At 71.0% G+C, this 23,922-nt stretch carries 21 protein-coding genes and 2 pseudogenes; 12 read left to right on the top strand and 11 right to left on the bottom strand.

Translation table 11 applies throughout. The annotated features are described in order from the left end of the window. Positions 1 to 29: 29 nt before the first annotated feature. The gene (locus JNO44_RS41085) at positions 30 to 878 is read right to left on the bottom strand and encodes a peptidoglycan-binding protein (RefSeq protein WP_205369032.1); all 849 of its coding nucleotides are present in this window, start codon (positions 876 to 878) and stop codon (positions 30 to 32) included. 299 nt (positions 879 to 1,177) lie between these two features. Between JNO44_RS41085 and JNO44_RS41080 the strand changes: the two genes are divergently transcribed. Then, positions 1,178 to 1,837 carry a maleylpyruvate isomerase N-terminal domain-containing protein gene (locus tag JNO44_RS41080; RefSeq protein WP_205369031.1) on the top strand — a complete coding sequence of 220 codons (660 nt, stop codon included), beginning with the start codon at positions 1,178 to 1,180 and terminating at the stop codon, positions 1,835 to 1,837. A 26-nt stretch (positions 1,838 to 1,863) separates the two neighbouring features. Here the strand turns inward: JNO44_RS41080 and JNO44_RS41075 are convergent, their stop codons facing one another. After that, positions 1,864 to 2,283 carry a winged helix-turn-helix transcriptional regulator gene (locus tag JNO44_RS41075; RefSeq protein ID WP_205369030.1) on the bottom strand — a complete coding sequence of 140 codons (420 nt, stop codon included), beginning with the start codon at positions 2,281 to 2,283 and terminating at the stop codon, positions 1,864 to 1,866. A gap of 87 nt (positions 2,284 to 2,370) precedes the next feature. On the opposite strand from JNO44_RS41075, the gene JNO44_RS41070 reads away from it, so the two are divergent. The 5 genes from JNO44_RS41070 (at position 2,371) to JNO44_RS41050 (ending at position 7,497) form a co-directional block, all read left to right on the top strand. Beyond that, complete coding sequence (locus tag JNO44_RS41070; RefSeq protein WP_205371392.1) at positions 2,371 to 3,192, top strand: NAD(P)H-binding protein; 822 nt, start codon at positions 2,371 to 2,373, stop codon at positions 3,190 to 3,192. 179 nt (positions 3,193 to 3,371) lie between these two features. Beyond that, on the top strand, positions 3,372 to 3,683 hold the full coding sequence (locus JNO44_RS41065; RefSeq protein WP_205369029.1) for a hypothetical protein: 312 nt from the start codon (positions 3,372 to 3,374) through the stop codon (positions 3,681 to 3,683). Positions 3,684 to 4,393: 710 nt separating this feature from the next. After that, positions 4,394 to 4,597: a cold-shock protein gene (locus tag JNO44_RS41060; RefSeq protein ID WP_073449324.1), complete on the top strand. Its 204-nt coding sequence runs from the start codon at positions 4,394 to 4,396 to the stop codon at positions 4,595 to 4,597. A gap of 87 nt (positions 4,598 to 4,684) precedes the next feature. Next, positions 4,685 to 6,406, top strand: a complete 1,722-nt coding sequence (locus tag JNO44_RS41055) for a DEAD/DEAH box helicase (RefSeq protein WP_205369028.1) — start codon at positions 4,685 to 4,687, stop codon at positions 6,404 to 6,406. A gap of 377 nt (positions 6,407 to 6,783) precedes the next feature. Next, entirely contained in the window at positions 6,784 to 7,497 is a 714-nt protein-coding gene (locus JNO44_RS41050) for a hypothetical protein (RefSeq protein ID WP_205369027.1), read from the top strand. Positions 7,498 to 7,627: 130 nt separating this feature from the next. Here JNO44_RS41050 and JNO44_RS41045 read toward each other — a convergent pair whose 3' ends face one another. Further along, positions 7,628 to 8,272 (bottom strand): LysE family translocator, encoded by a 645-nt coding sequence (locus JNO44_RS41045; RefSeq protein WP_205369026.1) that lies wholly within the window; start codon positions 8,270 to 8,272, stop codon positions 7,628 to 7,630. Then, a complete protein-coding gene (locus JNO44_RS41040; RefSeq protein WP_205369025.1) occupies positions 8,221 to 8,673 on the bottom strand; it encodes a monooxygenase family protein in 453 nt (150 codons plus the stop codon). Before JNO44_RS41040 ends, JNO44_RS41045 begins: the two co-directional genes overlap by 52 nt. Here JNO44_RS41040 and JNO44_RS44225 point away from each other — a divergent pair. Then, the gene (locus tag JNO44_RS44225; RefSeq protein WP_240167889.1) at positions 8,661 to 9,092 is read left to right on the top strand and encodes a hypothetical protein; all 432 of its coding nucleotides are present in this window, start codon (positions 8,661 to 8,663) and stop codon (positions 9,090 to 9,092) included. The two genes, JNO44_RS41040 and JNO44_RS44225, sit on opposite strands and share 13 nt — an antisense overlap. Here the strand turns inward: JNO44_RS44225 and JNO44_RS41030 are convergent. The 3 genes and pseudogenes from JNO44_RS41030 to JNO44_RS44955 all read right to left on the bottom strand — a co-directional run. Beyond that, a pseudogene (locus tag JNO44_RS41030) lies at positions 9,071 to 9,517 on the bottom strand (serine hydrolase); the annotation flags it as partial. The gene JNO44_RS44225 and the pseudogene JNO44_RS41030 sit on opposite strands and share 22 nt — an antisense overlap. Before the next feature lie 323 nt (positions 9,518 to 9,840). Continuing rightward, the gene (locus JNO44_RS41025) at positions 9,841 to 10,122 is read right to left on the bottom strand and encodes a DUF1048 domain-containing protein (protein ID WP_240167888.1); all 282 of its coding nucleotides are present in this window, start codon (positions 10,120 to 10,122) and stop codon (positions 9,841 to 9,843) included. A 408-nt stretch (positions 10,123 to 10,530) separates the two neighbouring features. After that, positions 10,531 to 10,743, bottom strand: coding sequence for a hypothetical protein (locus tag JNO44_RS44955; RefSeq protein WP_205369024.1), 213 nt, complete (start codon positions 10,741 to 10,743; stop codon positions 10,531 to 10,533). A 48-nt stretch (positions 10,744 to 10,791) separates the two neighbouring features. Between JNO44_RS44955 and JNO44_RS44215 the strand changes: the two are divergent. Further along, positions 10,792 to 10,905: pseudogene (locus tag JNO44_RS44215) on the top strand (RNA polymerase subunit sigma-24); the annotation flags it as partial. Positions 10,906 to 10,961: 56 nt separating this feature from the next. Here the strand turns inward: JNO44_RS44215 and JNO44_RS41015 are convergent. Next, a complete protein-coding gene (locus tag JNO44_RS41015) occupies positions 10,962 to 11,321 on the bottom strand; it encodes an ArsR/SmtB family transcription factor (RefSeq protein WP_205371390.1) in 360 nt (119 codons plus the stop codon). A gap of 340 nt (positions 11,322 to 11,661) precedes the next feature. On the opposite strand from JNO44_RS41015, the gene JNO44_RS41010 reads away from it, so the two are divergent. Continuing rightward, positions 11,662 to 12,945 carry an MFS transporter gene (locus tag JNO44_RS41010; protein ID WP_205369023.1) on the top strand — a complete coding sequence of 428 codons (1,284 nt, stop codon included), beginning with the start codon at positions 11,662 to 11,664 and terminating at the stop codon, positions 12,943 to 12,945. Positions 12,946 to 13,245: 300 nt separating this feature from the next. On the opposite strand, the gene JNO44_RS41005 is transcribed toward JNO44_RS41010, so the two are convergent. The 3 genes from JNO44_RS41005 to JNO44_RS40995 all read right to left on the bottom strand — a co-directional run bounded on the left by JNO44_RS41005 (position 13,246) and on the right by JNO44_RS40995 (position 16,366). After that, complete coding sequence (locus JNO44_RS41005; protein WP_205369022.1) at positions 13,246 to 13,995, bottom strand: Rossmann-fold NAD(P)-binding domain-containing protein; 750 nt, start codon at positions 13,993 to 13,995, stop codon at positions 13,246 to 13,248. Between the two features lie 157 nt (positions 13,996 to 14,152). Beyond that, positions 14,153 to 14,836: an HdeD family acid-resistance protein gene (locus JNO44_RS41000; RefSeq protein ID WP_205369021.1), complete on the bottom strand. Its 684-nt coding sequence runs from the start codon at positions 14,834 to 14,836 to the stop codon at positions 14,153 to 14,155. 51 nt (positions 14,837 to 14,887) lie between these two features. Further along, positions 14,888 to 16,366 carry a glycosyltransferase family 39 protein gene (locus JNO44_RS40995; protein ID WP_240167887.1) on the bottom strand — a complete coding sequence of 493 codons (1,479 nt, stop codon included), beginning with the start codon at positions 16,364 to 16,366 and terminating at the stop codon, positions 14,888 to 14,890. A 1,022-nt stretch (positions 16,367 to 17,388) separates the two neighbouring features. Here JNO44_RS40995 and JNO44_RS40990 point away from each other — a divergent pair. The 3 genes from JNO44_RS40990 to JNO44_RS40980 all read left to right on the top strand — a co-directional run bounded on the left by JNO44_RS40990 (position 17,389) and on the right by JNO44_RS40980 (position 23,896). Next, positions 17,389 to 18,060 (top strand): Crp/Fnr family transcriptional regulator, encoded by a 672-nt coding sequence (locus JNO44_RS40990; protein ID WP_205369019.1) that lies wholly within the window; start codon positions 17,389 to 17,391, stop codon positions 18,058 to 18,060. 271 nt (positions 18,061 to 18,331) lie between these two features. Next, entirely contained in the window at positions 18,332 to 22,312 is a 3,981-nt protein-coding gene (locus JNO44_RS40985) for an AAA family ATPase (protein ID WP_205369018.1), read from the top strand. Between the two features lie 186 nt (positions 22,313 to 22,498). Further along, the gene (locus JNO44_RS40980; protein WP_205369017.1) at positions 22,499 to 23,896 is read left to right on the top strand and encodes a cyclic nucleotide-binding domain-containing protein; all 1,398 of its coding nucleotides are present in this window, start codon (positions 22,499 to 22,501) and stop codon (positions 23,894 to 23,896) included. Positions 23,897 to 23,922 lie beyond the last annotated feature (26 nt).

The raw sequence follows: 23,922 nt of genomic DNA, 5'->3' as shown, positions 1-23,922 counted from the left end.
TCACCGGCCTGTCGACCGGCAGCGGAACGTCAGGCGAGGTGGGGCACCCGCAGGCGGTCCCAACTGCGCTTTCCGGGAGTGCCATCCGCATCCCGGCCCGAGAGTCCGAGTTTCTGCTGCCATGCGGCATAGGACTTCACATCGTCGATCTCCCATACGTCGATGACATCGCCGGGCCGGTACCGGTCGCAGTCCTCGGCGACCAGACGACGGTGCATCGCGGCGATGACCGGTGATTTCTGACCGGTGTGGAAGAAGGCCGCGCCGGGGAACGGCTCGGCGGGCGCCATCCGCGCCGCGAAGACCGGCCAGGACCCGGGATCCACATGGTCGTTCTCGGGTACGTGGGCGTGCGCGTACCAGCCACCCTGGGACTTCCACACGCGCGCGGAGCGGTGGGAGGTGAAATCGGTGGGCTGCCCCATGGGCCAGGTGTCCGGGACGTCCCAGGAACGCACCCAGTCGTTGAGTTCCTGCCAGCCATGGCACGGGGTGTCGGCCAGCGCGGCGAACACCTTGCCCTTGACCCGGCAGAACGGGAAGAACAGCGCCTCGATCTGAATGACGACCTCGCCGGCGCGGTTGGTCCGCGTGCCGCCGGGAAGGTCGCGCAGCGCCTTGCTCCGGGACGTCGCGGGGAAGAACTGGGCGAAGGTGCCGGCGAACGGATCCCACAGAATGTGGGGGGCCTTCCCCTTCCCGTCATGGGTGAAGAGTTTCTGGAGATCGTCGAAAGGCACCAGGTCTGCCGGTGCCGCCGCGGTGGCCGTGCGGTCCGCCGTGATGTGCGCGACGGCCTTCGGCGGGAATGCCGGATCGCACGGGGCGTGGTCGTCGAGATCCGCCTTGATGGCCTGCGGCATCCACATATCGGCCATGGTCCGACTCCTGCTGTCGTGCCCCAGGATGAGGAGAGGACATTGCGAAGGCCCGACCGACCGATACCTCCACAGCCCCGTTCCTTGTGCCGCGAAGAGCAGCATGCGGAAATGTCACTGGGGCGTGGGATGTGTGGGTGTGCACTTCAAGTCTCTGCCTGAAGGCGCGCTCGGGCCACCGCTGGGACGGACGAGGCGGTCGCCCCCTCGGCCACAGCCCTACTTGCCAGTTGAACCAATGTCTTCGGAGGCGGCATCTGGCAGGCCGGGCCCGGGACGGCCACCAGTAGCCTGCCGGGATGACGCATTCCGCACACCCGCAGACGCAGGTCCTGTTGCGCGGCGAGCATGTGCGCGCCGCCGTCGCGCACTGTGTCGCCACCCTCTCCGGTGCCCCCGCCCCCCAATGGCACGCGGCCGCCGGCCAACTGGAGTGGACCTGTTGGGAGACCCTGGAACATCTCGCGGACGACCTGCTCACCTATGCGCTGCGCTTCGGTCTCGCGCACCCGAGCGGCGTACCACGCGTACCGCTGCGCATCTCCACCGATCGCCCCCAGGGGCCCGCCAACGTCATCTTCGGCGACGAGACGGCGGGACCGGAGGGCCTGCTGACCGTCGTCGAGGCATGCGGGGGGCTGCTCGCGACCGTCGTGGACAGCACCGATCCCACCGTGCTGGCCCCACACGTGTTCGGCGCCTCCGACCCGGAGGGGTTCGCGGCCATGGGCGTCGTCGAAACCCTCGTCCACACCCATGACATCGCTCGGGGGCTCCGACGCGACGGGTCCCCGCCGGAGGATCTGAGCAGCCGCGTCCTCACCCGGCTCTTCCCCGACGTGCCCCTCGCGGACGGCGCCTCGGCCACGCTCCTGTGGGCCACCGGACGCCTCGAAACCCCCGCCCGTCCTCGTCGGAAGGACTGGCGCTGGTACGGAGCGCCGCGCAGCCATCAGTGACCGGCGTGCGGTGACTGCGGTTCTCGTCAGCGGATGTCGTGGTCGGGGTGCGTCCGGTCGTAGGTGTGCCGTGCTTCGGCGATGGCGGCGCGGTGCGCGAGCGACCAGTCGGCGAGTGCCTTGACCAGGTGGGTCAGGCCGGCTCCGGTCTCGGTGAGGCGGTAGTCGACCTGGGCCGGGACGGTCGGGTACACGGTCCGCAGCACGAGGCCGTCGCGTTCGAGTCTGCGGACGGTGAGGGTGAGCATGCGCTGGGAGATGCCGTCGATGGCGCGTTGGAGTGCGCGGAACCGGCGCGGCCCGCCCGCGAGCTCGACGATCACCAGCACCGACCACTTGTCGCCGATGCGGTCCAGGACGTCGCGGATCCCGCAGTCGGGGTGGTCCTCGCGTCCGCAGGGGTCGAGGTCGGCGGGGGTGGTTACCCCGGTGTGCGTGGGTGACATCAAACTGCCTTCTTGTGGCCGGTGGGCGTCCGATCGAGGATCAAGCGTAGTTATCGATGAGAACCACGACGGAAGACTGCGATGGACATGATGTTGGTGACGGGAGCGAACGGGAGCCTCGGCTCGGCCACCCTGGCGGCGCTGCGCGCCCGTGGCGTCGCCGCGACGGGCGGCAGCCGCACGCCGGACGAGGGGATGCGACGCCTGGACTTCGACGACCGCACGAGCCTCGATCTCGTCGGGGTGTCGACCCTGGTGCTGATCTCCGCCGGTTACGCCGAGGACGACCAGGTCGTCGGGCGGCACGCGGCGGTGCTGGACGCCGCCGTCCGCGACGGCGTCGGCCACGTCGTCTACACGAGCCTGACCACGGCCGGCGACCACCTCGGTTTCGCGCTGGCGCACCGGGCCACCGAACGCCTCGTCCAGGCGAGCGGACTGCCGTGGACGATCCTCCGCAACGGCCTGTATGCCGAGCTCTTCGGCGGCCTGCTGATGTGGACCGACGACGGCGTGGAGTCCGCCTTCGGGGACGGTGCGCTGGCGGCGGTCGCGCGGGAGGATCTCGCCGAGGCCGCGGCGATCGTTGCGGCCGATCCCGCCGGACACCGCGGGCGCGTCCACGACCTCGTCGGCATGCCGATCACGGCAAGTCAGGTGGCCGACCGGCTGGGGGTCCCGCACCGCACCATCGGCCTGGGCGAGTACCGGCGCAGGCTCCTCGACGAGACGCCGGGGCTCCTGCCGTTCCAACCGCCCATGCTCGCCTCGATCGCCACCGGCATCCGACACGGCTTCCTGGACGGCACCAGCCCCGACCTCGCCGACCTTCTCGGCCGCCCGGCCCGCGACCCACTGGCCACGGCCGTTGCAGCCGCCTCCGGTACCCGGCCGGAAGCAGGCCGCTGACAGCGGACGAGTGCCGCCCGCGGCCGGGGATCAAGGGCGTCGCCGTGGCCGTCCGCCACCACGCCTCATCGGCGCTGTGTCTGGGCTCCGTCACTGCGATGGCCCGCACCGACCGGCAGAACCGTCCGACCGCGGTGAGGATGAGCGGGACAAAAGGGGGGAAGCGAAAGGATCTGATCATGTTCCGCTCGATTACCACGGTACTGGCCGCTACTGCCGTCACCGGTTTCCTGAGCGCCGGTATAGCCAGCGCCGCACCCGACCACTCCCAGGCCCTCGCGGCCGTCACCCAGCAGGCGCAGGGCGGTGACCACGGCGGCGGCCACGGCGGCCACGGCGGTTGCCACAGCCGCGACGGCGGCGTCGGTGTCGGCGGCGTCGGCAGCCCGGACGTCGGCGTCGGCGTCGGTGGCGTCGATGCCTGCGCCGATGTCGGTGTCGGCGGCCTCGGCCGCAACGGCAACGAAGGCGTCGGCGTCGGCGGTATGTGACGCTCTCGCTGCTGCTCCCTCCCGGCACCCGTCTCGTACGGGGGCCGGGATGCGGCGGTCGACGGCAGGCGCACGGCAACTCCCCGTGGCTGCCCGCCTCATCAGGCGCCTCCTCATACGGGCGGAGGTCCGAGACGCTGAACGGAAGCCGCCACGGGGCGCGCCCGCCAGCAGGGCCAGGGCCAGGGCCAGGGCCAGCAGGGGTGACGCCGCTGCCGGCACGCCGAGGCGGCGCACAGCAATCAATGCCTTCATGGATCACTCCACGGATGACTCCGCACGGTGCGGATTTGCTCACTCTGTGTCGCCGTCCAAGTTGAAGGGTTCGACACATGGCCCCGCGGGCCCTGAGGCTCAACCGTGCCCCATGAAGCGTCCGGATGCCGTTTCACCAGCAGTTTTGTCGCACCCGTGCGCGAATTTCGGCTGCGCGGGTGGGGTCGGCGGCACGGGGAGGGTGATGTGGTGTTGGGCTGCGTGGAGGCGGAGGGCAGGCGCACGTCGCGATCACCGAAAGGCCCGGAGGGGCCCCGTTCCGGTGTGCGCCTTGGTGGCCCGGACGCAAGCCGCCGAGCTGTGCTAAGGTCATCGAGTTGCAGTTGTGGTACCCATGAACCTATGTGCGCCTGACGGGAATGCTTCTCCTTCAGGCGCATTGTTGTTTTCCGGCATCTCCGGATGGGGCCTCTGCCTACCAGAAGGAGAAGGTCATGGCACAGGGAATCGTGAAGTGGTTCAACGCCGAAAAGGGTTTCGGCTTCATCGCGCAGGACGGCGGCGGCCCCGACGTCTTCGCGCACTACTCGAACATTCAGTCCCAGGGCTTCCGTGAGCTCCAGGAAGGCCAGCGGGTCTCCTTCGACGTCACGCAGGGCCAGAAGGGCCCGCAGGCGGAGAACATCGTCCCCGCCTGATTGCCGGACGCGTATCCGCTCACCGGGGTCCGCACCGTCATGGTGCGGACCCCGGTTTGTGCTGTTTCCAGGAAGGCAGAACACTGCATGTCCCGCAGGCCCCAGAAGTCGAACCGGCGTGCCTCGTCATCCCCTCAGTCCGCTTCGGCACCGCGTGATTTCCGGTTGCCGGAAAGCACCACACCCGCTTTGCCCGCCGTCGAGGACTTCGCCGGTCTGGACATGCCTGCGGGGCTGCTGAAGACCCTCGCCGCACAAGGCGTGACCACCCCGTTCCCCATCCAGGCCGCCACCCTGCCCAACTCGCTCGCCGGCCGCGACCTGTTGGGACGGGGACGCACCGGCTCCGGCAAGACCCTCGCGTTCGGGCTGGCGCTGCTGGGCCGCACGGCCGGACTGCGTGCGGAGCCCAAGGCACCCCTCGCCCTCGTGCTGGTGCCCACCCGTGAACTCGCCCAGCAGGTGACGGACGCGCTGACCCCCTACGCGACGGCGGTGAACCTCCGGCTGGCCACCGTGGTCGGCGGGCTGTCCATCACCAAGCAGGCCGGGGTGCTCCGGCGCGGCGCCGAAGTGCTCGTGGCGACGCCCGGCAGGCTCAACGACCTCGTGGAACGCGGGGACTGCGCGCTCGGCGACGTACGCATCACGGTGCTGGACGAAGCCGACCAGATGACCGACATGGGCTTCTTGCCGCAGATCACCAAGCTGATCCAGCAGGTACGGCCCGACGGACAGCGGATGCTCTTCTCGGCCACCCTGGACCGCAACATCGACCGTCTGGTGCAGCGGTTCCTGACCGACCCCGTGGTGCACTCCGTGGACCCGTCCGCGGGGGCGGTGACCACCATGGAGCACCACGTGCTCCACGTCCAGGACGAGACCGACAAGAAGGCCGTCACCACGCGCATCGCGGCCCGTGACGGCCGGGTCATCCTCTTCCTCGACACCAAGCGGTCCGCCGACCGGCTCGCCAAGCGGCTCCTGGCCGTCGGTGTCCGCGCGGCGGCACTGCACGGAGGCCGCTCCCAGCCGCAGCGGAACCGCACCCTGGAGCAGTTCAAGAACGGCCAGGTCACCGCACTGGTGGCGACGAACGTCGCGGCCCGTGGCATACACGTCGACGACCTCGACCTCGTCGTGAACGTCGACCCCCCGACCGATCACAAGGACTACCTGCACCGGGGCGGTCGCACGGCCCGCGCCGGCGGTTCCGGCAGCGTGGTCACGCTGGTCCTGCCCGAGCAGAAGCGGGACATCACCCGGCTCATGTCGGACGCGGGTATCCGGCCCCGGACGGCCCGCATCAAGTCGGGCGACGCGGAACTGGCCACCATCACCGGCGCCCGCGAGCCTTCCGGCGTGGCCGTCACCATCGAGGTGCCCCAGCCGACGGCGTCCGACCCGGACCGGAAGGGCGGTGCCAAGCCCGGTCGGCGATCCGGCCGCCGGCGCCGCAGCGGCGGCGAGGCCAAGGCGGCGACCGGTACGGCCACCAGGACGGAGAGCCGGGGATCGGACCGCCGGGCAGCGGCCGGGGCGACGGCGTCCGGTGGCTCCTCGGCTACCGGTGGGCGCGGTTCTGCCGGCCGGGCGGGATCCGGGCGGGCCACGGGCGGTGCCGTCGGCGCGGGCGGCCGGAGCTCCGACCGCCGGTCCGCGCCCGGTGCGACGACCGGCGCGTCCTCCGGCAAGGCTGCCCGCGGAACCGGCCGACGGGCGGGGGCCGGTGGGGCCAAGGGCGGTGCCGCCGGGACCGGTGGCCGCAGCTCCGACCGTCGAGGCGGTCGTCGTACCTCTGCCACCTGAGTCGCATCAGGCAGCGGCGCTGGCCCCGGTGGCGACTTCCCGTCGGCGTTCGTCCCGGGCGTGATCGTGCCGACAGGCGGGGTGGCGGCGGATGGTGCGGAGCGTGGTCGTCGCAGACGCTCGCGATCCTCACCTCCGTCGGGGGAGAGGGGTGAGGCCGCCCGGCGGTGGGGTCGGGGCCCGTGGTCGGGGTCCTTGTGCCTGCCGCCGCGTCGGCCCACCGCTGGCCCGGGAGGGGCGTGAGGGCTGGTGTTCTTCGGCCGCTCCCGCCGGTGTTAGTCGGGTGTTAGCGGAGCGGCAGTCCTGCGATAGCGGTTTCGACCAGGGTGGTCGGTGTACCGAGGAGATACGACACCGACTGTCCTGGGGGACTTGAAATGAGCTCCAGCACCACCGTCCGCACCGCTCGTCGTCGCACTCTGCGGGTTGCCGCCGCGGCCTTGACCGCAGCCGCCGCCCTCACCCTGACCGCCTGCTCCGGCTCGGACGCCGGCGGTACGAAGTCGGCGGGGCATGCGGACACGGCCGCGGCCAGCGGCGCGGGTTCCACCGCCGGTGCGCAGGGCTCCGATGCCAAGGCCGATGCCGAGAGCTCTACCCATGCTGGTGCCAAGGCGGGCGTTGCGGGCAAGCAGTCGGGCGGTTCGCACGCCGGTACGGCGAAGACGTCGTCCCCGGTGCGTACCGAGCGCCTGGTGGACGGCAGCAAGGCCGAGATCTACGACCTCGGTTCCCAGCGCTACCGCGCCAAGATCATCAGTCGTGGTGCGGTGGTGGCCACGCTGGAGACGACGGGGCAGGAGGTCGACGCCGGGCTCGACGCCAATGACATGTTCGTCGTGCTCACGATGGGTGGCGAGATTCATTCCTGGATGGGCGGTGGACACCAGGGGCCGGGCACCTTCAAGCTCGCGGGCGGATGGACGGCCAAGGTGACGAAGGCCGGCGAGTTGCGGTACCGCGCGCAGATCATCGGCCACGACGGCTCGGTGGACGCCACGTTGGAGACGAAGCAGCACGACGTCGGGCTCGACGCCAACGGCGTGTACATCGTGCTCAGCGCCGGCGGCGTGATCAGCGCCCATGGGTGAACGCCCGCCCGGCTGTGTGGTGGAGCTGACTCCGGTGGCTCCACCGCCGAGACTGCCACGGTAGCGAGACATGGGGTGGATCTCCTCATGTCACCCTGGAAAAGGGTGAGTTGAGACGGTCGGGCAGGCCCTAGTCGGCGCGGCCCGTCGCCGCCACCGTCACGCCCAGGCCGATCATCGCCAGGCCGCCCGCTCCGCCGACCTTCGACAGGCGGCGGTCCGAGCGGGCGAACCAGGAACGGGCCGCAGAGGCGCCCAGTCCCCACAAAGTGTCCGTGATCAGGCCGATGGCGACCGGGATCAGTCCCAACTCCATCATCTGGAGCGGGACTTGACCGGCCGAGTGGTTCACGAACTGCGGGAGCACCGCCGCGAAGAAGACGATGCCCTTGGGGTTGGTGGCGCCCACCAGAGCACCGTCCAGGACCGTGCGCAGGTCGCCGCGCCGCTCGCCGCTGGGCGCCTCAATGTCCGCCGCGCGCATCTCCTTGCGGTGCCGGAAAGCCTGCACGCCCAGGTAGACGAGGTACGCCGCACCGGCCAGTTTCACGCCCGTGAACACTGCTGCCGAGGTCTCCACCAGTGCGCCGAGGCCCCATGCCACGGCGATCACCAGGGCGTAGGAGCCGACCAGGTTGCCGAGGACCGTCGCGAGCGCCGTGCGCCGGCCGTGCGCGAGGGCCCGGCCGATCACGAACAGTACGCTCGGCCCCGGAATCACGATCACCAGCAGCGACATCGCCGCGAATGCCAGCAGGCTCTCCATGGACACCATGTCTGCGTCACCCCTCCGTATTGCCGTCCGGTGGGCATCCAAACAGACGATGAGCCGCTCGCTCCAGGCCCTGTCCACCCCCTGGTCCGCCGGTGGTTGAACGCCGCCCAGGCAGGGCGGTGTTGCTGATCCGGGGTCGAGGCGTAGGCGAGCAGCTTCTCGCGCGACTCCCGGTACTGGACGATCGTGAAGGTGCGCTGCCCGGCCGTGTATCCCTGGTGCCCCAGCGGCCCGCTGCCCTGCTCATGTGCAAGCTCCTTGAGCATGCGCGGCATGGCAAGGAGGGCGGGCAGCCAGTGGCGTACCGACCGCCACCGGTTGATCCGGATTCCGATGAGAAAGACCACCACGTACCCCTCGGCCGCCGCCGTGACCCGTCCCGTTATCGGTGCCGTACTCATGCTACGCTCCCCGCTCTCCACTGGAGAGCATCACGATCCATGACGACGAACTCGCCCCCGCTCTGGGCACGCTCGTCGCCTCCGTCGCCGCGCTCGTCCGCCTCGGGTACCCCTGCGACAGCGCGCATCTGCTGCCGTACGGCCGCATCGCCACCGAACCCGCCGTCGTCGACCTGGACGTGGTGGAGGAACAGCCCACGGCCGCCGGGCAGATCGAGGCGGCCGTCGCGCTCACCGTGCGCTACGAACCGGTGCTGCTCAGCCTGCGCAGGCTGGCGCACGTCCAGGAGGCGGCCCGGCGGTTCAGGAGCACGCTGGGTTCCGTCCGGCGGATCATGTGGATGCCCGGAGCCTGGTCGAGGTCTGTCGGCGGACCTGCCTCGACCAGGCAGGCGGGTCAGGCATCGATCGCCTGGTAGAGCGCGGTCCAGAAATCGTGGATGACCCGCGCCGAATCCGGGGTGGACATCCCGGTCTGGGTGAGCAGGATGCCGACGAGTTGGTTGTGCGGGTCGGCGTAGGTCGTGGTGCCGGCCCCGCCGTCCCAGCCGAACTGGCCGATGGGCGCGAAGTCACCGCGGTAGGTGCGCACCGCCATGCCGAAGCCCCAACCGCCGTGCTGCCCCAGGCCGTATGACAGATGGACGAGGTTGCGGGCCACGGCTTCTCGGGCGGTCAGCTGTTCGGACGGGAGGCGGTTGGTGGTCATCAGCTCCACGGAGGGCCGGGACAGGATGCGTTGGGCCCCGTGCATCCCGTGGTTGAGCAGCATCCGGAAGTAGGCGTGATAGTCGTCGACGGTCGAGTCGAGTCCACCGCCGCCCGACGGGAACGCCGGAGGCTTGCACAGTCCTGCTTCGGAGAAGCCGTTGGTGCCTCTTCTCATGATGAATCTCCAGTGTTCGATACACGCGGTGTTCGATCTGCAAGACCCGTCCCGGCGTGGCGCTCAGGGCAGCCGTGAGCGACGCACGAGGGGCAGGGGTGAGCGCGGCGTGGCCCGGTTCGCAGCCCCGAGGGGGCAAGCGCCCGAAGCGCGTTCATGGCATGCGCCATCGCCAGGCGCGCTGATACCGGCTGCCGCGGTCTTGGTGTCGCGGTCTTGGTGTCGCCGTCTGGATGTCGCTGTCTGGATATCGCTGTCTTGATGCCGACGCTGACGTGCTGTCAGGCCGTCTGGTCTTCTTCGCTGCCGGTGTCCTCGCCGGCGGCGCGCGTGAGGGCGTCGGTCAGCCGCTTCCGTTCGCGGGCGGGGACGTAGCCACCCTCCGAGTAGTTCTGGACGAACGCCTCGACGAACTCGACCGGGTCCTGCCCGACGATCTCGCGGATCGACGTTCCGTCCACCGCGGCCTGCTCGAACAGCTCGGCAAGGTCTTCAAGCATCGACGCATTGCTGTCACCGTCGGTCGGCACGAAATGCATCAGGTACCGCTCGATCGCCTCCACCGCCGCTTGGGGCCGATCACCTTGCGAGAAAGCCGCCCTTTCCAGCGTCGGACATGGTCATCTGCCTCTGCCTCTGCCTCCGAGCCCCCCTTCAGCTACTCGGTACTGCCGAGTACCAGTACACGGTAACACTGACTACTGGCGCCTGGCGCCGCTGAAGACGGCGACACCCGCCGTGCCGAATTCCGAAGGCAGGGCTTCCGCTTGAGGGCGGGGAGGACATGGTCAAGCAGCTCGGTGCGGTGCCTGAGAACGTCGAGGTGACGTGGCGCAGCCCCAAGGTGGCACAGGACAATCTGGAGTTCGGCGGCAAGGTGGGGGCGTGGGATGCGGCCGACGCGAGCCTGAAGCCGTTCGCGCGCATGGCCATCGCGGCGCTGGTCGGCTGCGGCTGGTGCCTAATGTCGGCTATTTCCAGGCGTAGAACGCGACGTTGGACCTGCCCAAGGCGAGCCAGGTCGCGCGGTGGCGCGAGTCTGAGGTGTTCATGCCGCTGGAGTGGGACGTGTTGGAGTACGCCGAGGCCATGACGAGCACCCCGCCGACCGTCACCGACGCGATGTACGCGAGCCTGCTCGACCGGCTCGGTCCGCCGGCGTTGGTCGAACTCGCCACGTTCATCGCCTATGTCAACCTGGCGACCAGGGCCAACGTGGCGAACGGAATCTCTGGCTGTGGTGGGCCGACACCGACCGCACGCAGGTGCGCGACCCCCGGTCCTGTCTGGTCCGGATCGTCACGCGTCAGGCACTCAACCGTCTGCGGACGTTGTCGCGCAGCCGCGGTGGACTCCGCTCACCCGGAACGGCACAGGGGGTGCTGGCTTGTGGCGGACGGTGTCAAGTCCGCTGCTGTTCCTGCCAGTTGGCGACCAGGGTCAGTAGGCCGGGGAACCGCGCCTCCAGGTCTTCGATCCGGACGTGGCTGCGCCGCTCCAGTCCGTACTGCCGCTGACGGATCAGCCCGGCCTCCCGCAAGGCTCGGAAGTGATGGGTGAGTGAGGACTTGGGGCGGTCCAGGCCGAACCAGCCGCAGGTGTGGTCGAAGTCCTCGGACTCCAGGAGCAGGGTGCGCACGATCCGCATCCGCAGCGGATCGCTCAGCGCGCCCATGACGACCTCCAGCCGCAGGGCGTCCCGTGCCGGCTCCGGCAGCGGCTCGGGCGCGTCGGCCGGTACGGGCCGCTGGAGCGTGGCGATATCGGGTCGTGCTGCACCCGAGCTGAGCGACGCGTCCGTGGAGCGCGGTCCGGTCCGCCGGCGAGGTGCCGTGGACGATGCCTTGGCGCTCGCGCTGCCTGTGCCCTTGGCGGCGCCTGTGCCTGTTCCTGTGCGTGTGCCTGTGCCTGTGCTCGCGTCTGTGCGCGTTTCCGTGTCGGTGTCCGTGTCTGCGCCCATGTCTGCGTCCCTCCCGTGCGGCGGCCTCACCCGCACCCGTCGTCTGCAGTACGACTTGCATCGTACTGCAGATCCCTGTACGAATCTTCTCGTACCGTCTGTACGAATCATCTCGTACTGGCTGGATGAGGAGGGGACACCCATGCCTGAAACCCGTACGGCGCCCATGCCCGGAACTCGTGCGCCACGCCCGGCGGCTTCCCGTGCGGTGCCGTCGGTGCCGACAGCGTCGTCGGCGTCATCGATGCCGCCGACCAGAGAGATCTGGTTCGCCGCGTGGCCGGTGGTCGCCGTCTTCGTCCTGTCGAACGCGGCGATGCCGCTGTACGCGGTCTGGCAACGCCGACTCGGCTTCACCTCGGGCACATTGACGTTGATCTTCGCGGCCTATGTGGTCGGTCTGTTGGGCGCATTGTCGGTGGCGGGAGTGGCCTCGGACCGCATCGGGCGCAAGCCGGTCCTGGTGCCGGCGCTGCTCCTGGGCCTTGTCGCCTGCCTCGTCTACGCCACCGCGCCCTCGGTGACGGCCCTGGTCGTTGCCCGCCTGCTGACCGGCGTGGCCACGGGCGTCGCGGTGTCGGCCGGCATGGCGGCCGTGACGGACGTCGCGGCCGGGCGGAGGATCGGGCCGCTGTTGGCGTCCACCGGAATGGTCCTGGGCGCCGGGATCGGCCCCGTACTGGCCGGGGTGCTGTCGGAGACCGCGCCCGCACCGACCGTGACCGTCTTCGCCGTGGAAGCCGTCCTGCTGGTGACGGCGCTGGTGGCGGTGGTCAGGATGCCGTTGCCCCGGCGGGACCGCGGCGCCGGCGCCGCCGCGAACGGTTCCTGGGTGCGGCTGCCGGCCGTGCCGCGGGCCAACCGGCGTCATCTCGCCCTCGGGCTGGCCGCGTTCGCACCGGGCATCAGTGCCACGTCCTTCGTGCTGTCGCTCGGGCCCTCGCTGCTGGCCGGTCTGCTCGGCACCGCGAACCGGGCGCTGGCGGGCGGGATGGCGCTGGTGATGTTCCTGTCCGCCACCGGCGTGCAGTTCGTGCTGCGGCGGATGGCCGTCCGCACCGTCCTGCTGGCTGCCGGCGCGGCCACCGTTGTCGGCACCCTGGCGCTGGTCACCGCCATCCACACCGCCACGCTCGTCCCTCTGGTCGCCGCGGTGGTGCTGGCCGGCGCGGGCCAGGGCGCCGGCCAGTTGGGCGGGCTCACGTTGCTCAGCCGCGAGGTCCCGGCCGCCCGCCGTGCGGAGGCCAACGCGGCCCTGAACGCCGGGGGTTACCTCCTCGCCGGCACCCTCCCGGTCGCCGACGGCTACCTCAGCGACGCCATCGGTCTGCCGGCGGCGGCCACCGCCTTCGGCCTCGCGGTCGCCCTCCTGGCCGTGGCCGGCGCGGTACTGGTCGCGGCGCGGGGCGGAGCGGCGCGCGGGTAGGCGAAGTTGCCGCCGGTGGCCGTGGCATGCCGCTGGTGACCACGGCAGGTCATCGCTGACCACGCATGCCACCGCTGACCACGGCATGACGCCGCGGATTGCGTCGGGCTCGCCTCGGGTGACGTCCGGGACTCCGGCGCGGTTCGCGGCGTCATCGCGGATCCGATATGATCATGACGCAACTTCGCCCCGCGGGCAGCGGGTGGGAGTCATGCGTCCGTGGTCCAAGGAAAGACGTCCACCAACCGGTGGGAGATGCAGGTGCAAGGCCGGCCGGGCGCTCGATGAAAGGCCCCTTCCTCATAAGAGGAGGGGGCCTTTTCCTTTCGGGCTCGGGCTCGGCGCGGGCGTGGTCTGCTCGGCTTGTCCCCGTGGCCCGTGCCCCGTGCCCCGTGCCCCGTGGAGCGTCTCGTACGGAGAACGGGGCAGCTCGCCTCGCGGCAGGCCGCTCGGCCCTCTAGCGTCGGGATCACGTCCGGTCCGGTCAGGACGGTCGGGATGAGGCTGGGGCGCACTGTCCTTCGCACGTCGGTGCGTCCAGCCGCCCGCCCCGGCGGCGACTGCCCTTTCCTCCCTCCCCTCGATGATCGCGACGTACGGCCCGGTGACGTCGAGGTACTCGCCCGTGTGCCCGCCCTCGGCGAGCAGGGCCGCGCCCACCGCGGCGCAGTCCTCCCTGGCGACGTATCCGACGTATCCGAGGGATCCGAGGTACCCGATGTCACCCTCACCGCTGGTACCGCTGATAGCGCTGATCCCGCCCAGGACCCCGTTGTTCACCGCTTCGCGCAAGGGCGCCAGTTCGAGCAGCACGTCCGGGTAGATGTTGTTGCGCAGGACGGTGAACGGCACTCCGGACCGGGCGAGCAGTCGCTCGGTTGCGCGGTGTTCCGGTACCGGCGTCAAGGGGTTGCCCGGCTCGCCGGCGCGTACGGCGACCTTGTCCGGGGTGCGGGTGAGTGCCACGACCTTCGCGGCGTCGACCCGTTCGACGAGATGCCGGAGGGTCAGCCGTCCGAGCCTGCCGGAAGCCCCGGTCACCACGTACATGCGGGCTCCCTCGGTTGCGCACCGCCCCGATTGCGACCTGTCTCGACTTTTCGTGGTCCGGTAGGTGGTCGTGGCCACGGCTGTGAGCCACCGGGCGGCGGGAGTCGCCGGCCCGGTGGCTGGTGGAGGGCGCTACGCGATCGGTCCGTAGCGCGGGTCAGTGTTGTGGGTGGGGGTGGAAGTGGAACGGGGACCGGTGGTGCTTGGTGGTGGTGCCCTTGGTGAGCCGGCCGGCTGCGACGCGCAGTTGGATGGCATGGGCCACCTCGACCACGCCCAGCACGATGGCCGCGATTCCCGCCACCATGGTGAGCACGGCGATCGAGGGGAACGGCGAGACGATCAGGACGATGCCGGCGAGGAGGGTGATGATTCCCAGGAACATCTGCCACCCGCGGGCGGGCATGTTGGGTGTGGACCCCGCGGCCGCCGTCATCATGATGCCGCGCAACAACCAGCCGAAGCCGATCCAGAGGGCCAGCAGCAGTATCGACTGCAGGGTGCCCCGGAAGCAGACGAGCCCCAGCAGAACGCTGAGCGCACCCGTGATGAAGTGCAGCGCCCGCAGATGACCGGGAACATGTGCGCCGAAGGCCGCGGCCAGCTGGAAAACACCGCTGACCAGCAGGAAGATACCGAAGACCACGCCGACGACGTGCAGCGTCTTGCCCGGCCAGGCCAGCACGGCCACACCCAGGGCGACCGATGCCAGGCCGATGGTGATCAGGGCTTGCCAGCTGCGGTTCGCGAGGGTGCCCAGCGCCTCGCCCATCGGGGAGGCGCCCTCGGCCTGCGGCTCACGCGGCGGGCTGTTGCCTGAGGATTCGGAGGGGGAAGTCATGCCGCCTGCCTCTCTCTGGAACAGCAGGATCAGGTCTGGACACCTCCATCGTCACCCCTTCGGCCCAGTCGCGCTCGGGGAGTGGGAACGGCCCGTCGCCCGTCGCTCGTAGACGCTCACCCTGCGGCCCCGCTGGACGCTGTCCGCGCGGCGCACGAAGTAGGTGTCCAGGACGCGCCGCTTGGTGCGGTCGGCAGCGGAAGTGGCACGGCTCGGACCGGGATCGGTGACGAGCACGATGTGTCGGGCGCTCAGCATGGCCCGCTCTATGTCCCGTGGCCCGGCCTCTATGCCCTTCAGCGTGCCGGACTCCACCGGCCCCTGGGCCAGCGCCAGATCCCGCAGACCCGCGAACGCCCGGGGCGAGACGAGGGCGGTGTCGCGGCGCGCGGCGGGGAGGAACAGCACGCCGTCGGCGGTGCTGCGGACGTGGTCGACGGTGGCCGCCGCGGTGAGCACGTCGTCGACGCGGCTCTCCATGGTGCGCAGCCGGAGCTCGATCGGGAGCAGCGCCACGAGGGCGACGGCCACGGTGGCGGGCAGCAGTATCCGGGCGTGGGTCCGCAGGCGCGTGGCGAGCGTGAACACGAGGACGCCTATGCAGAGCGCGAGACCTGCGTACGCGAAGAGCACATAGCGGGTGACGTAGAGCGGCTTGGCCACGGAGATCAACGCCAGGCCGAGTTGCGGCACCGCGCAGAGCGGCAGCGCGACGGCTGCCAGGGTCACCTGCCCGTGCGGCTCTCCCGGTTGGGTGCGCTCGGGGCGGCGCGCCCGTGGCAGGAGTGCGCCAAGGGCCGCGATCGCCACGGTGGTCAGCACACCGAGCACGGTCGGCCAGCCGAGCGGCTTGATCCAGGAGACCAGCGAGACCTGGCTGCGACTGGTCAAGATCACCGGCAGGGCTCCGACGACGGCCCCGGAGGCGGCGAGCCCCCACCCGACCCGGCGGGCGCGGTCGGCCCGGACGCACACCAGGGTGACGGCATGCGCGGCGAGCGCGAACAGCGAGAACCAGTTGAGCCACGCGGCCACCAGCACGGCCGCCGCGTACCAGGCCCACCGCCGACCGGTCGGCCGCTCAAGGGCCCCCACCAGCAGCCAGGTCGCGAGCATCACGAAGGCGAGGACGAAGGCATAGGACCGCCCCTCCTGGGCGTGCTCCTGCACCGCCGGGACGACCGCCAGCGCACAGCCGGCCGCCATCCCGGCCCAGCGTCCGGCGAGCCGGGCGCCGACCAGTGCGGTCAGGCCGCACGCGGCGGCGGTGGCGAGCACCGAGGGCAGCCGCAGGGTGACCAGGCTGTCGCCGAAGAGGACGAACACCGCGTGCATCACCGCGTAGTAGAGGCCGTGGACGACGTCGGCCTGGCCGACCATGTGCGCTATCTCAGCCAGCGACCGATGCGCCGCCTGCCACGTCGCCGCCTCGTCACGCCACATGCTGTGCTCGCGCGTGAGGCCCCACAGCCCGAGAGCGAGGGCGAGGACGGCCGGACCTGTGCAGACGGATATGCGACCGTGTCGCACTGTGCCTCCAATGACTGTGACGGTGGGGGTGGGGCCGGCCGGGCCGAAGGGACGCATGGTTCGGCGGTGCCGGGCGGTTCCGCTCGGCCGCGTCGGACGTCACGCGTCGCGCTCGGGCGCGGAGAGCGACGGCGCCGAAGTCGCCCAGGGCACGGGCCTGTTGGGCGCGTGCGGTGCCGTTCGGGCGTGGAGTGCGGCCCGGCGGGCGGGACTTCGCGGGCGCGGCCCGGGGGGCCATCCGATGGGTCAGGGTCGGACAGACCCTAGTGGCGGTCGGGTGATGCCCCAGCTGGCGCCGTGTCGTTGACGGCGAACCCCGCGGTCGTCTTCCTCGTCATGGGCGATGCTCCCCCTGTGCGGGCATGAACTCGATGCCATGCCTCCTGATCGCGTTCCCTACGGTACGAAGCGCGAGCCTGCACGTTCAAGTTACATCGTGAACGTATTTCCTAAAGGTGCCGGTCTGCGGTGCCCTGGTGGACCGCCCTCGGTCCGCCGCCTGTCGTGCCTCGTCCGGTGCGGGCGGGCGGCGGTTCCGCGTTCTGTTATCGATTGCGGAAAGGGGAGTGGGGAAACGGGGATTGGTGGGGGAATTTCTTGTTGCCGGAATCGGAATCCTGGTCGATTGGTGGCCGGGGGCGATGTGGGTCGGCCGGTCGGGGCGAATGAATTTGGCCCGCTTTGTGGGAGAAGTGGAAACCGGCCGGTAGCTGCCGTCACAAAATTTTCACATGATCGGAGAGTTGGATCGTTGCGGGTGTCGCTTATCGGTGGGATGATCCCCGCTGGGCGCTGGGCGGTATCCTGATTTCGGTCAATTGAGGATCGGCAGCGTGGGGGGTAGTGCGTGTATGTCGCGGCTGGTAGGGGAGCGCCGAATTTTATCGCGGTTGATGCGTGTGTGCCGATGGTGAGTTCCGCGGGGTGTGGTTGTTCTCGGTGTCGGGGCCCGGAATTCCGGCTTCGTTCGAGCGTGGCTGTTGCCGTTCGAGGGGAATTGGCCTCCCGTGGACGCTGAAGTAATGGCCACGTTGGCCCGCACTACGCTGTTTCGATCGCTCGGCGAGGACGCGCTGTTGAGCGTTGCTCGTTCGTGCGTGTCGCGTAATTTCTCCCGTGGTCAATTCCTTTTCTATCAGGGAGATCCCGGTGACCGGCTTTTCATCATCGTCTCCGGTCTGGTGAAGGTCGTCTTCACGTCGGTGCAGGGCGACGAACTGGTACTCGCGACGCTCGGGCCGCGCGAGGTGGTGGGGGAGATGGCGGTGCTGGACCAGGTGCCGCGCTCGGCGTCGGTCATCGCGACGAAGCCGACCAGGGCCCTGCTGCTGAACCGTCCGGTGCTGCTCGGGCTGATGCACACGCATCCGCCGGTGATGGACGCGCTGCTGAAGCTGCTCGGCGGGCTGGTGCGCAGACTCACCGAGCAGACCGGGGAGCTAGCCTTCCTCGATCTGCGCGGCAGGCTCGCGAGTGTGCTGTTGCGGCTCGCCCACGAGCGCGGACTCGCCGGCGCGCCGGCGGTGCTCGACCTGGGGCTGACCCAGTCCGATCTGGGCGCCATGATCGGCGCGTCCCGGCCGGCCGTGAACCGGGGGTTGCAGTCGCTCGCGAGCAGCGGGCTCATCGAGTTGCGCGGTCCGTGTATCGCACTGATCGATCCGGCGGGATTGCGGCGGCAGTCCGGCAATTAGCAGGGGCGTCATGCGGGGGAGTTCCCTCAAGGAGCTCCCCGCTTTCTCCTGCGCGTGACACGGCTGTCGGAGCCGGCGCGGGTGAAGTGGTGGTCGAGCGCCCGTCAGGGGCTCGCGGGAGTGGGGAGGTGCCGGCGCAGTGTCCTCGTACGTGCGCGATCGGTATGAAGTGGTTCCGGGTCCGTCGGATGCCCAGGGATTTCTGCTGGCCAGGGACCGCCAGCTCGATCGGCTGGTGAACCTTGAGTTCCAACGGCTCGATGATGCACAGATGCGTCGGCGGCTGTCCGAGCGCATCCGCGAGGTGTTGGCGATGCCGCCGCATCCCGGGCTCGTCCTGCTGCGTGACGCATTCCACGACGATGCGCGGTATTGCCTGATCAGCGACTGGGTCGACGGTGAGCGGTGGGGGACCCGTCCGCTTCCGGTGGCGGTCGCGCTCGACCAACTCGCGCAGATCGCCGACGTATTGGAATTCCTGCGGGCGCGGCGACCGAGCATGGTGCACGGGACGCTCAGCCCGGAACGGCTCGTCGTCCGGCCGGACGGGCGGGTGTGCGTGCACGGCCTGGCCACTTCGCTCCTGCGGGCCCGGCGAGGGCCGGCACCGGCCGCGGTCGTGCCCTTTCTCGCGCCGGAGGTGCTGGCCGGCGAGGAGCCGACCCCGGCGAGCGACCTCTACAGTCTCGCCGCGCTCGCCATGCACCTGCTGACGGGCCTGTCACCGGCGTCGGCGGCCGAGCACGGGCTCAGCGCCTCACCGCGGGAGGCCGCGCTCATCACGCACGTACTGCGCACCGGTCTCGCGCACGACCCGGTGCTGCGCCCGCCCTCCCCGGTGGATTTCGTCCGGCGGTTACGCGCCCGGCTGACCGCCACGCTGCCCACGGGCACGGTGACGTTCCTGCTGACCGACGTGTGCGACTCGACCCGCCTGTGGGACACCAACCCGCAGACCATGGTCACCGCGGTCGAGCGGTACGAGCAGCTGTGCACGGAGGTCGTCGACCGCTTCGGCGGGTTCCATCCGCGGGATCAGGGCGAGGGTGACAGCCACTTCGTGGTCTTCCGGCGGGCCGCGGACGCCGTGGCGTGCGCGGTGGAGCTGCAACGCAGGCTCGGCAACGAGGAGTGGCCCACCGGCGCCCCGCTGAAGGTGCGGATCGCGCTGCACTCGGGGGAGGCCAAGGTGCGCAACGGCAACTACCGCGGCATCGCGGTCAACACGTGCGCCCGGTTGCGCTCCCTGGCACACGGGGGCCAGATCGTGCTCTCGCCGGCCCTCGCCGAGGCGGTGCGCCCCGCGCTGCCCCCCAAGGTGCGGTTGCGCGACGTGGGTCTGCGCACCCTGCGCGGCGTCGCCCGGCCGATGCGGGTGTTCCAACTCGTCGGCGACGGACTGCCGGCGGACCTCCCGGCCCCGGGGAGCGCGGCGGGCCTGCCGTCCGGCGACCTGATCGGTCACGACGAGGAGATGTCCAGGATGTTCTCCGCGCTGGACACCGCGATCGGGGGCGTCCCGCAGGTCGTGCTGCTCTCCGGCCCCAGCGGGGTCGGCAAGTCCCAGCTGTGCGTGCGGCTCGCCGAGCACGCGCGGCTCAAGGACGTGGAGGTGTACCAGGGCAGGTGCTCGGAGCAGCAGGGCGCCCCCGCCTACTGGCCGTGGCTCCAGGTCATGCGGGAGATGTTCGACCAGTACGCCGATGCCGAGCTGCGCACGGCGCTCGGCGACGGCGCGTCCGACGTGGTCACCTTCCTGCCCGAACTGCGGGCCCGCATCGGCGAGGTGGCACCTCTGCCGCAGGTCTCGTCCGAGGCCGCCAGGTTCCGGCTCTTCGAGTCGCTGACGTCGTTCGTGCGCAAGCACTCCGCGCGCCGGCCCCTGCTGATCGTGCTGGAGGACGTGCAGTCCGCGGACCAACCGTCCGTCCTGCTGCTGGAGTTCCTGTCCGCGTACCTGCACCACGCCCGGGTGCTGCTGGTGGTGACCTACCACGATCCCGAGCCGTCGTTCGGGGCCGAGGGCCGGCGCGGCATCGGCGGGCTGCTGCGCCTGCAGTCCAGCGTGCGGATCGGGCTAAGCAATTTGACGAAGAGTCAGGTCAGTCGCTACATCGAGGCCGACGCCGGCGTCGAGCCGCCACCGGAGGTCGTGCACGCCGTCTACGAGTCGAGCGGCGGAAACCCGTTCTACGTCAAGGAGATCGTGCGGTTGCTCGCCGCCGAGAACAAGCTGCTGACCCCGCGCACGATCACCGAGATCGCCGCACCGCACGGCGTCCGGGAAGTGATCCTGCGGCGCGTCGGGCTGCTGCCGGATGCGGCCGCGCGGGTGCTGCGGGTGGCCGCCGTCATCGGCCGCACGGGGCCGTTGGAGGTGCTCGCCCACGTCGTCGGGTACGAGCACCGGGCACTGCTGGAGGCGCTCGACCAGACCGCGGCGGCCGAGTTCCTCACCCTCGGCACCGGTGCGCTGCCGCACTTCGTCTTCCCGCACTCCGTGGTGCGCCAGGCGCTGTACGAATCCGTCGGCCAGGCGGAACGGGCCGGGCTGCACCTGGTGATCGCCGAGGCGCTGGAGTCGCGTCCCCCCGTGGACTCCCGGCTCCCCGAGATCGCCCATCACCTGCTCGCCGCCGCCCCGTGGGGCGCGATCGGCAAGGCCGGCGACTACGCGCGCCGCGCGGCGCGGGAAGCGGTCGAGCGGTCGGCGTACGAGGAGGGCGCGCGGCTCTACCGGGCCGCGCGGCTGGCGCCCCGGGCGTTCGACGCACAGCTCGACACCGCGGAACAGTGCGACCTGCTGCTCGCCGAGGGCGAGGCGTGGTGGCGGGCGGGCGAGGCCACGGCGGCCCGGGCGGCGCTCGGCGAGGCCGCGCACGTCGCACGCGAGCGGGGCGACGGCACCCGTCTGGCGCGCGCGGCGCTGACCGCCGGTGAGCTGTGGGTCGAGGTGGGGCTGGTCGACGAGCCGATGGTGGCGATCCTGCGGGACGCGCTGGCGCTCCTGGACCCGGACGACGGGCGTACCGCACCCGTCCGCGCCCAGCTGCACGCGCGGCTGGCGATGGAACTGTCCTACGCGGGCGGCCCGCGGGGCACCGTCGACCACAGCGGGGACGCGGTGGAGCTGGCCCGGCGGTGCGGCGACCGGCGGGCGCTGGCCTTCTCGCTGTTGGCGTACCGGTACGCGCTGGTCCAGCCGGCCAGGTTGGCCGAACGGCTCGCCGCGATCACCGAGAGCATCGAACTGGCCGCGTCGGTGGGCGACTGCGAGCTCGTCCTGCGCGGCCGGGCCCTGCGCGCGATCGATCTGCTGGAGAAGGGCGACCTGGCGGCGGCGCGGAGCGAGATGGCCGCGTTCACCAGCGAGGCGCGCGCACTGCGCCAGCCGTTCCACGCCAACTGCAGCGCCGTGATGCGCGGCATGCAGGCGCTCATGGCGGGCCGTTTCGCGGACGTCGAGTCCGCGACCGAGCAGGTCCTCGCCGCCTCCCACCTGCTCAAGCGGCGCAGCGCGGTGCAGGCGGCGTATGTGCAGCTGTTCTTCCTGCGGCGCGAGCAGGGCCGGCTGGCCGAACTCGTCACCAGATTCGCCGAGTTGGCCGAGAACGACCGGATCCCGGGCTGGCAGGCCGTGCTGGCGCTCGCCCATCTCGACCTGGGCCATCGCGACCTGGCCCGGCGCGCGGTCGACACGATGCTGGCCGACGGCCTGCCCCGGCCCGTGGACACCACATGGCTGCCGATGATGGCGGCGGCCGCCGAGACCGCTGCGGCGCTGCGGGACCGTGCCACCTGTGACCGGCTCCACGCGGAACTCACGCCGTTCGCCGACCGCGCCGTGGTCGTCGGCGTCACCACACCGGCGGTGTGCCTTGGCTCGATGTCGCGCTACCTCGGCCTGCTGGCAGCGGAACTGGGGGACCTGGACGCCGCCGACGCGCACTTCGACCGGGCGATCGCGGCCAACCGGGCCCTGGGCGTCACCCCGGCCCTCGCGCACTGCCGGTTCGAACGGGCCGCGCTGCTGCTGCGCCGCGGTGGTGCCGACGACCTGCGGGCCGCCGCGCAACTGCTCAGCGAGGCCGCGGCGATGGCCGAGCGGTGCGGCATGCATGTGCTGGAACGGCGCCTGCACCTGCTGCGCCGGGACCGGCGCCTGGATCAGGCGGCGCGGCAGGTCATCCCCCAACCGAAGCGCCGCGGCGCGCCCCGCGGGGAGAGCGGGGCGGCCTCGTCGCGCCCCTGAGATCGCGGTGACTTCCGCGGGCCGCCCGGCGTCCGACGGGCGGCCCGCCTCCGCGCCTCCCCCTGTGCTCCAGGAGACACCCCGTCGGTCATCGGCGGCACAACCTCGCTCTCCCATCGCTGGCACAGTCCTACTCGGCAGCCGTCGTGGGGCGGTTGGCCGGGCGCGCGAGTGTGGGGGGAGCATATGGGAAGGGTGTCGGAGGCGCGGTTGACGACCGCGCTCAAAGCCGAACTGCTCGACCGGGTCGACCACGACCGGTTGAGCGGCCTGGACGAGCTCGACCGGAGCCTGCCGGTGTACCGCAGGCGGCGGCGCGGAGTGCGCGTGCACGCGGTGTGGGCCCGTGACCTGAGTGCCGATCAGCTGCGGTGTCTGATCGAGTTCCGGATCGCGCAGTACCTGCGCATCGGGTTCGTCGACCCGGCGAGGCTGGCCGCCGCGCTCGACGACGACCGGCCGCGCGGCGCTTCGTCGCCCGACGACCTGCACGTCGTGGCCTGCACGGACGACGGCCGGGTGCTCTGTTCGGCGCTGCTGCGCGCGCCGTCGGAGTCGGATCCGACGCGGCGCATGGCCGACCGGGACCGCGCGCTCTTCCCGGTGGAAGAGGTGCACGGCAGCGGGGTGTTCGACCGGCTTCTGCTGCTGCCCGAACTGCGGGCGGTGCGGGTGCGCGAGCTCGGCGGGTTCGTCAAGCGCAGGAGCGCCGAACCGCTGTCGGAACTGCTGTTGCGGGCGCCGGTCGAGGTCGGGGTGGCGATGTTCCGCGTCGTCGCGGGACCGCTGGCGCTGCCCATGGACGCGGTGATCGGCGATCTCGAATCCTCCGTCGCGAAGCTGAACCTCGATTTCTTCGGGGTGCGACCGGTGCTGGTGCGCGGCACCTCGCCGCGGGTGCCCGACGGCTCCTTCCTCGGACCTCGCTACGAGGGCCGGAAGGTCCACCCGTTCGCGATCCTGACGAGCGACCTCACCACGGCGCTGCCGCGGCTGGACGAGATCGACCGGGCATTGGACCAACCGGGGCTGCTCAGCCTGTTCGGGTTGCGGAGCAGCCTGGCGCCCGCGGAGCGCAGCACCCTCTCGCGCGACGGCGCGGACGACCTGCCGTCGGTCGATGCCCGGCCCGCCGGCGGGGACCCGCACGCGCTCGCCGACGAGATCCTGCGGATGCCGTTGCTGGACTGCCTGTCCCGCGCCGAGGCGGTGGCCCTGGCGAGCTGCCTGGAGGAGGTGCACGCCGAGGAGGGCGACACCGTCGTCCACCGCGGGGTGCCCGAGGACGCCATGTACCTGGTGCGGTCCGGCACCGCGGTGGTCCAGCTCGTCGACGAGCGGGGCCGGCGCACGACCGTCGGCGAGTTCCGGCCCGGGGACCACTTCGGGGAGATCGCTGTGCTGTTCGGCGGGCCGCGTACCGCGTCGGTGGTCGCGGCCACGCCGTTGCGGCTGTGGCGGTTGCGCAGCGTGGACTATCGGCACTACCTGGAGCGGGTCGCCGAGGTCGACCGCAGGCTCACCCGGATCGCGGCACAACGGGTGCACAGCCGTCTCGGCGACCTCCTCCGCATGGCCTCCTGAAGCTGTTCGACGACCATGGAGAAGGC

The sequence above is a fragment of the Streptomyces noursei genome, from assembly GCF_016917755.1.
Lineage (GTDB): Bacteria > Actinomycetota > Actinomycetes > Streptomycetales > Streptomycetaceae > Streptomyces > Streptomyces yunnanensis.
Note: the sequence above shows the minus strand (reverse complement) of the source record. Positions and strands in the feature narration are given on the sequence as shown.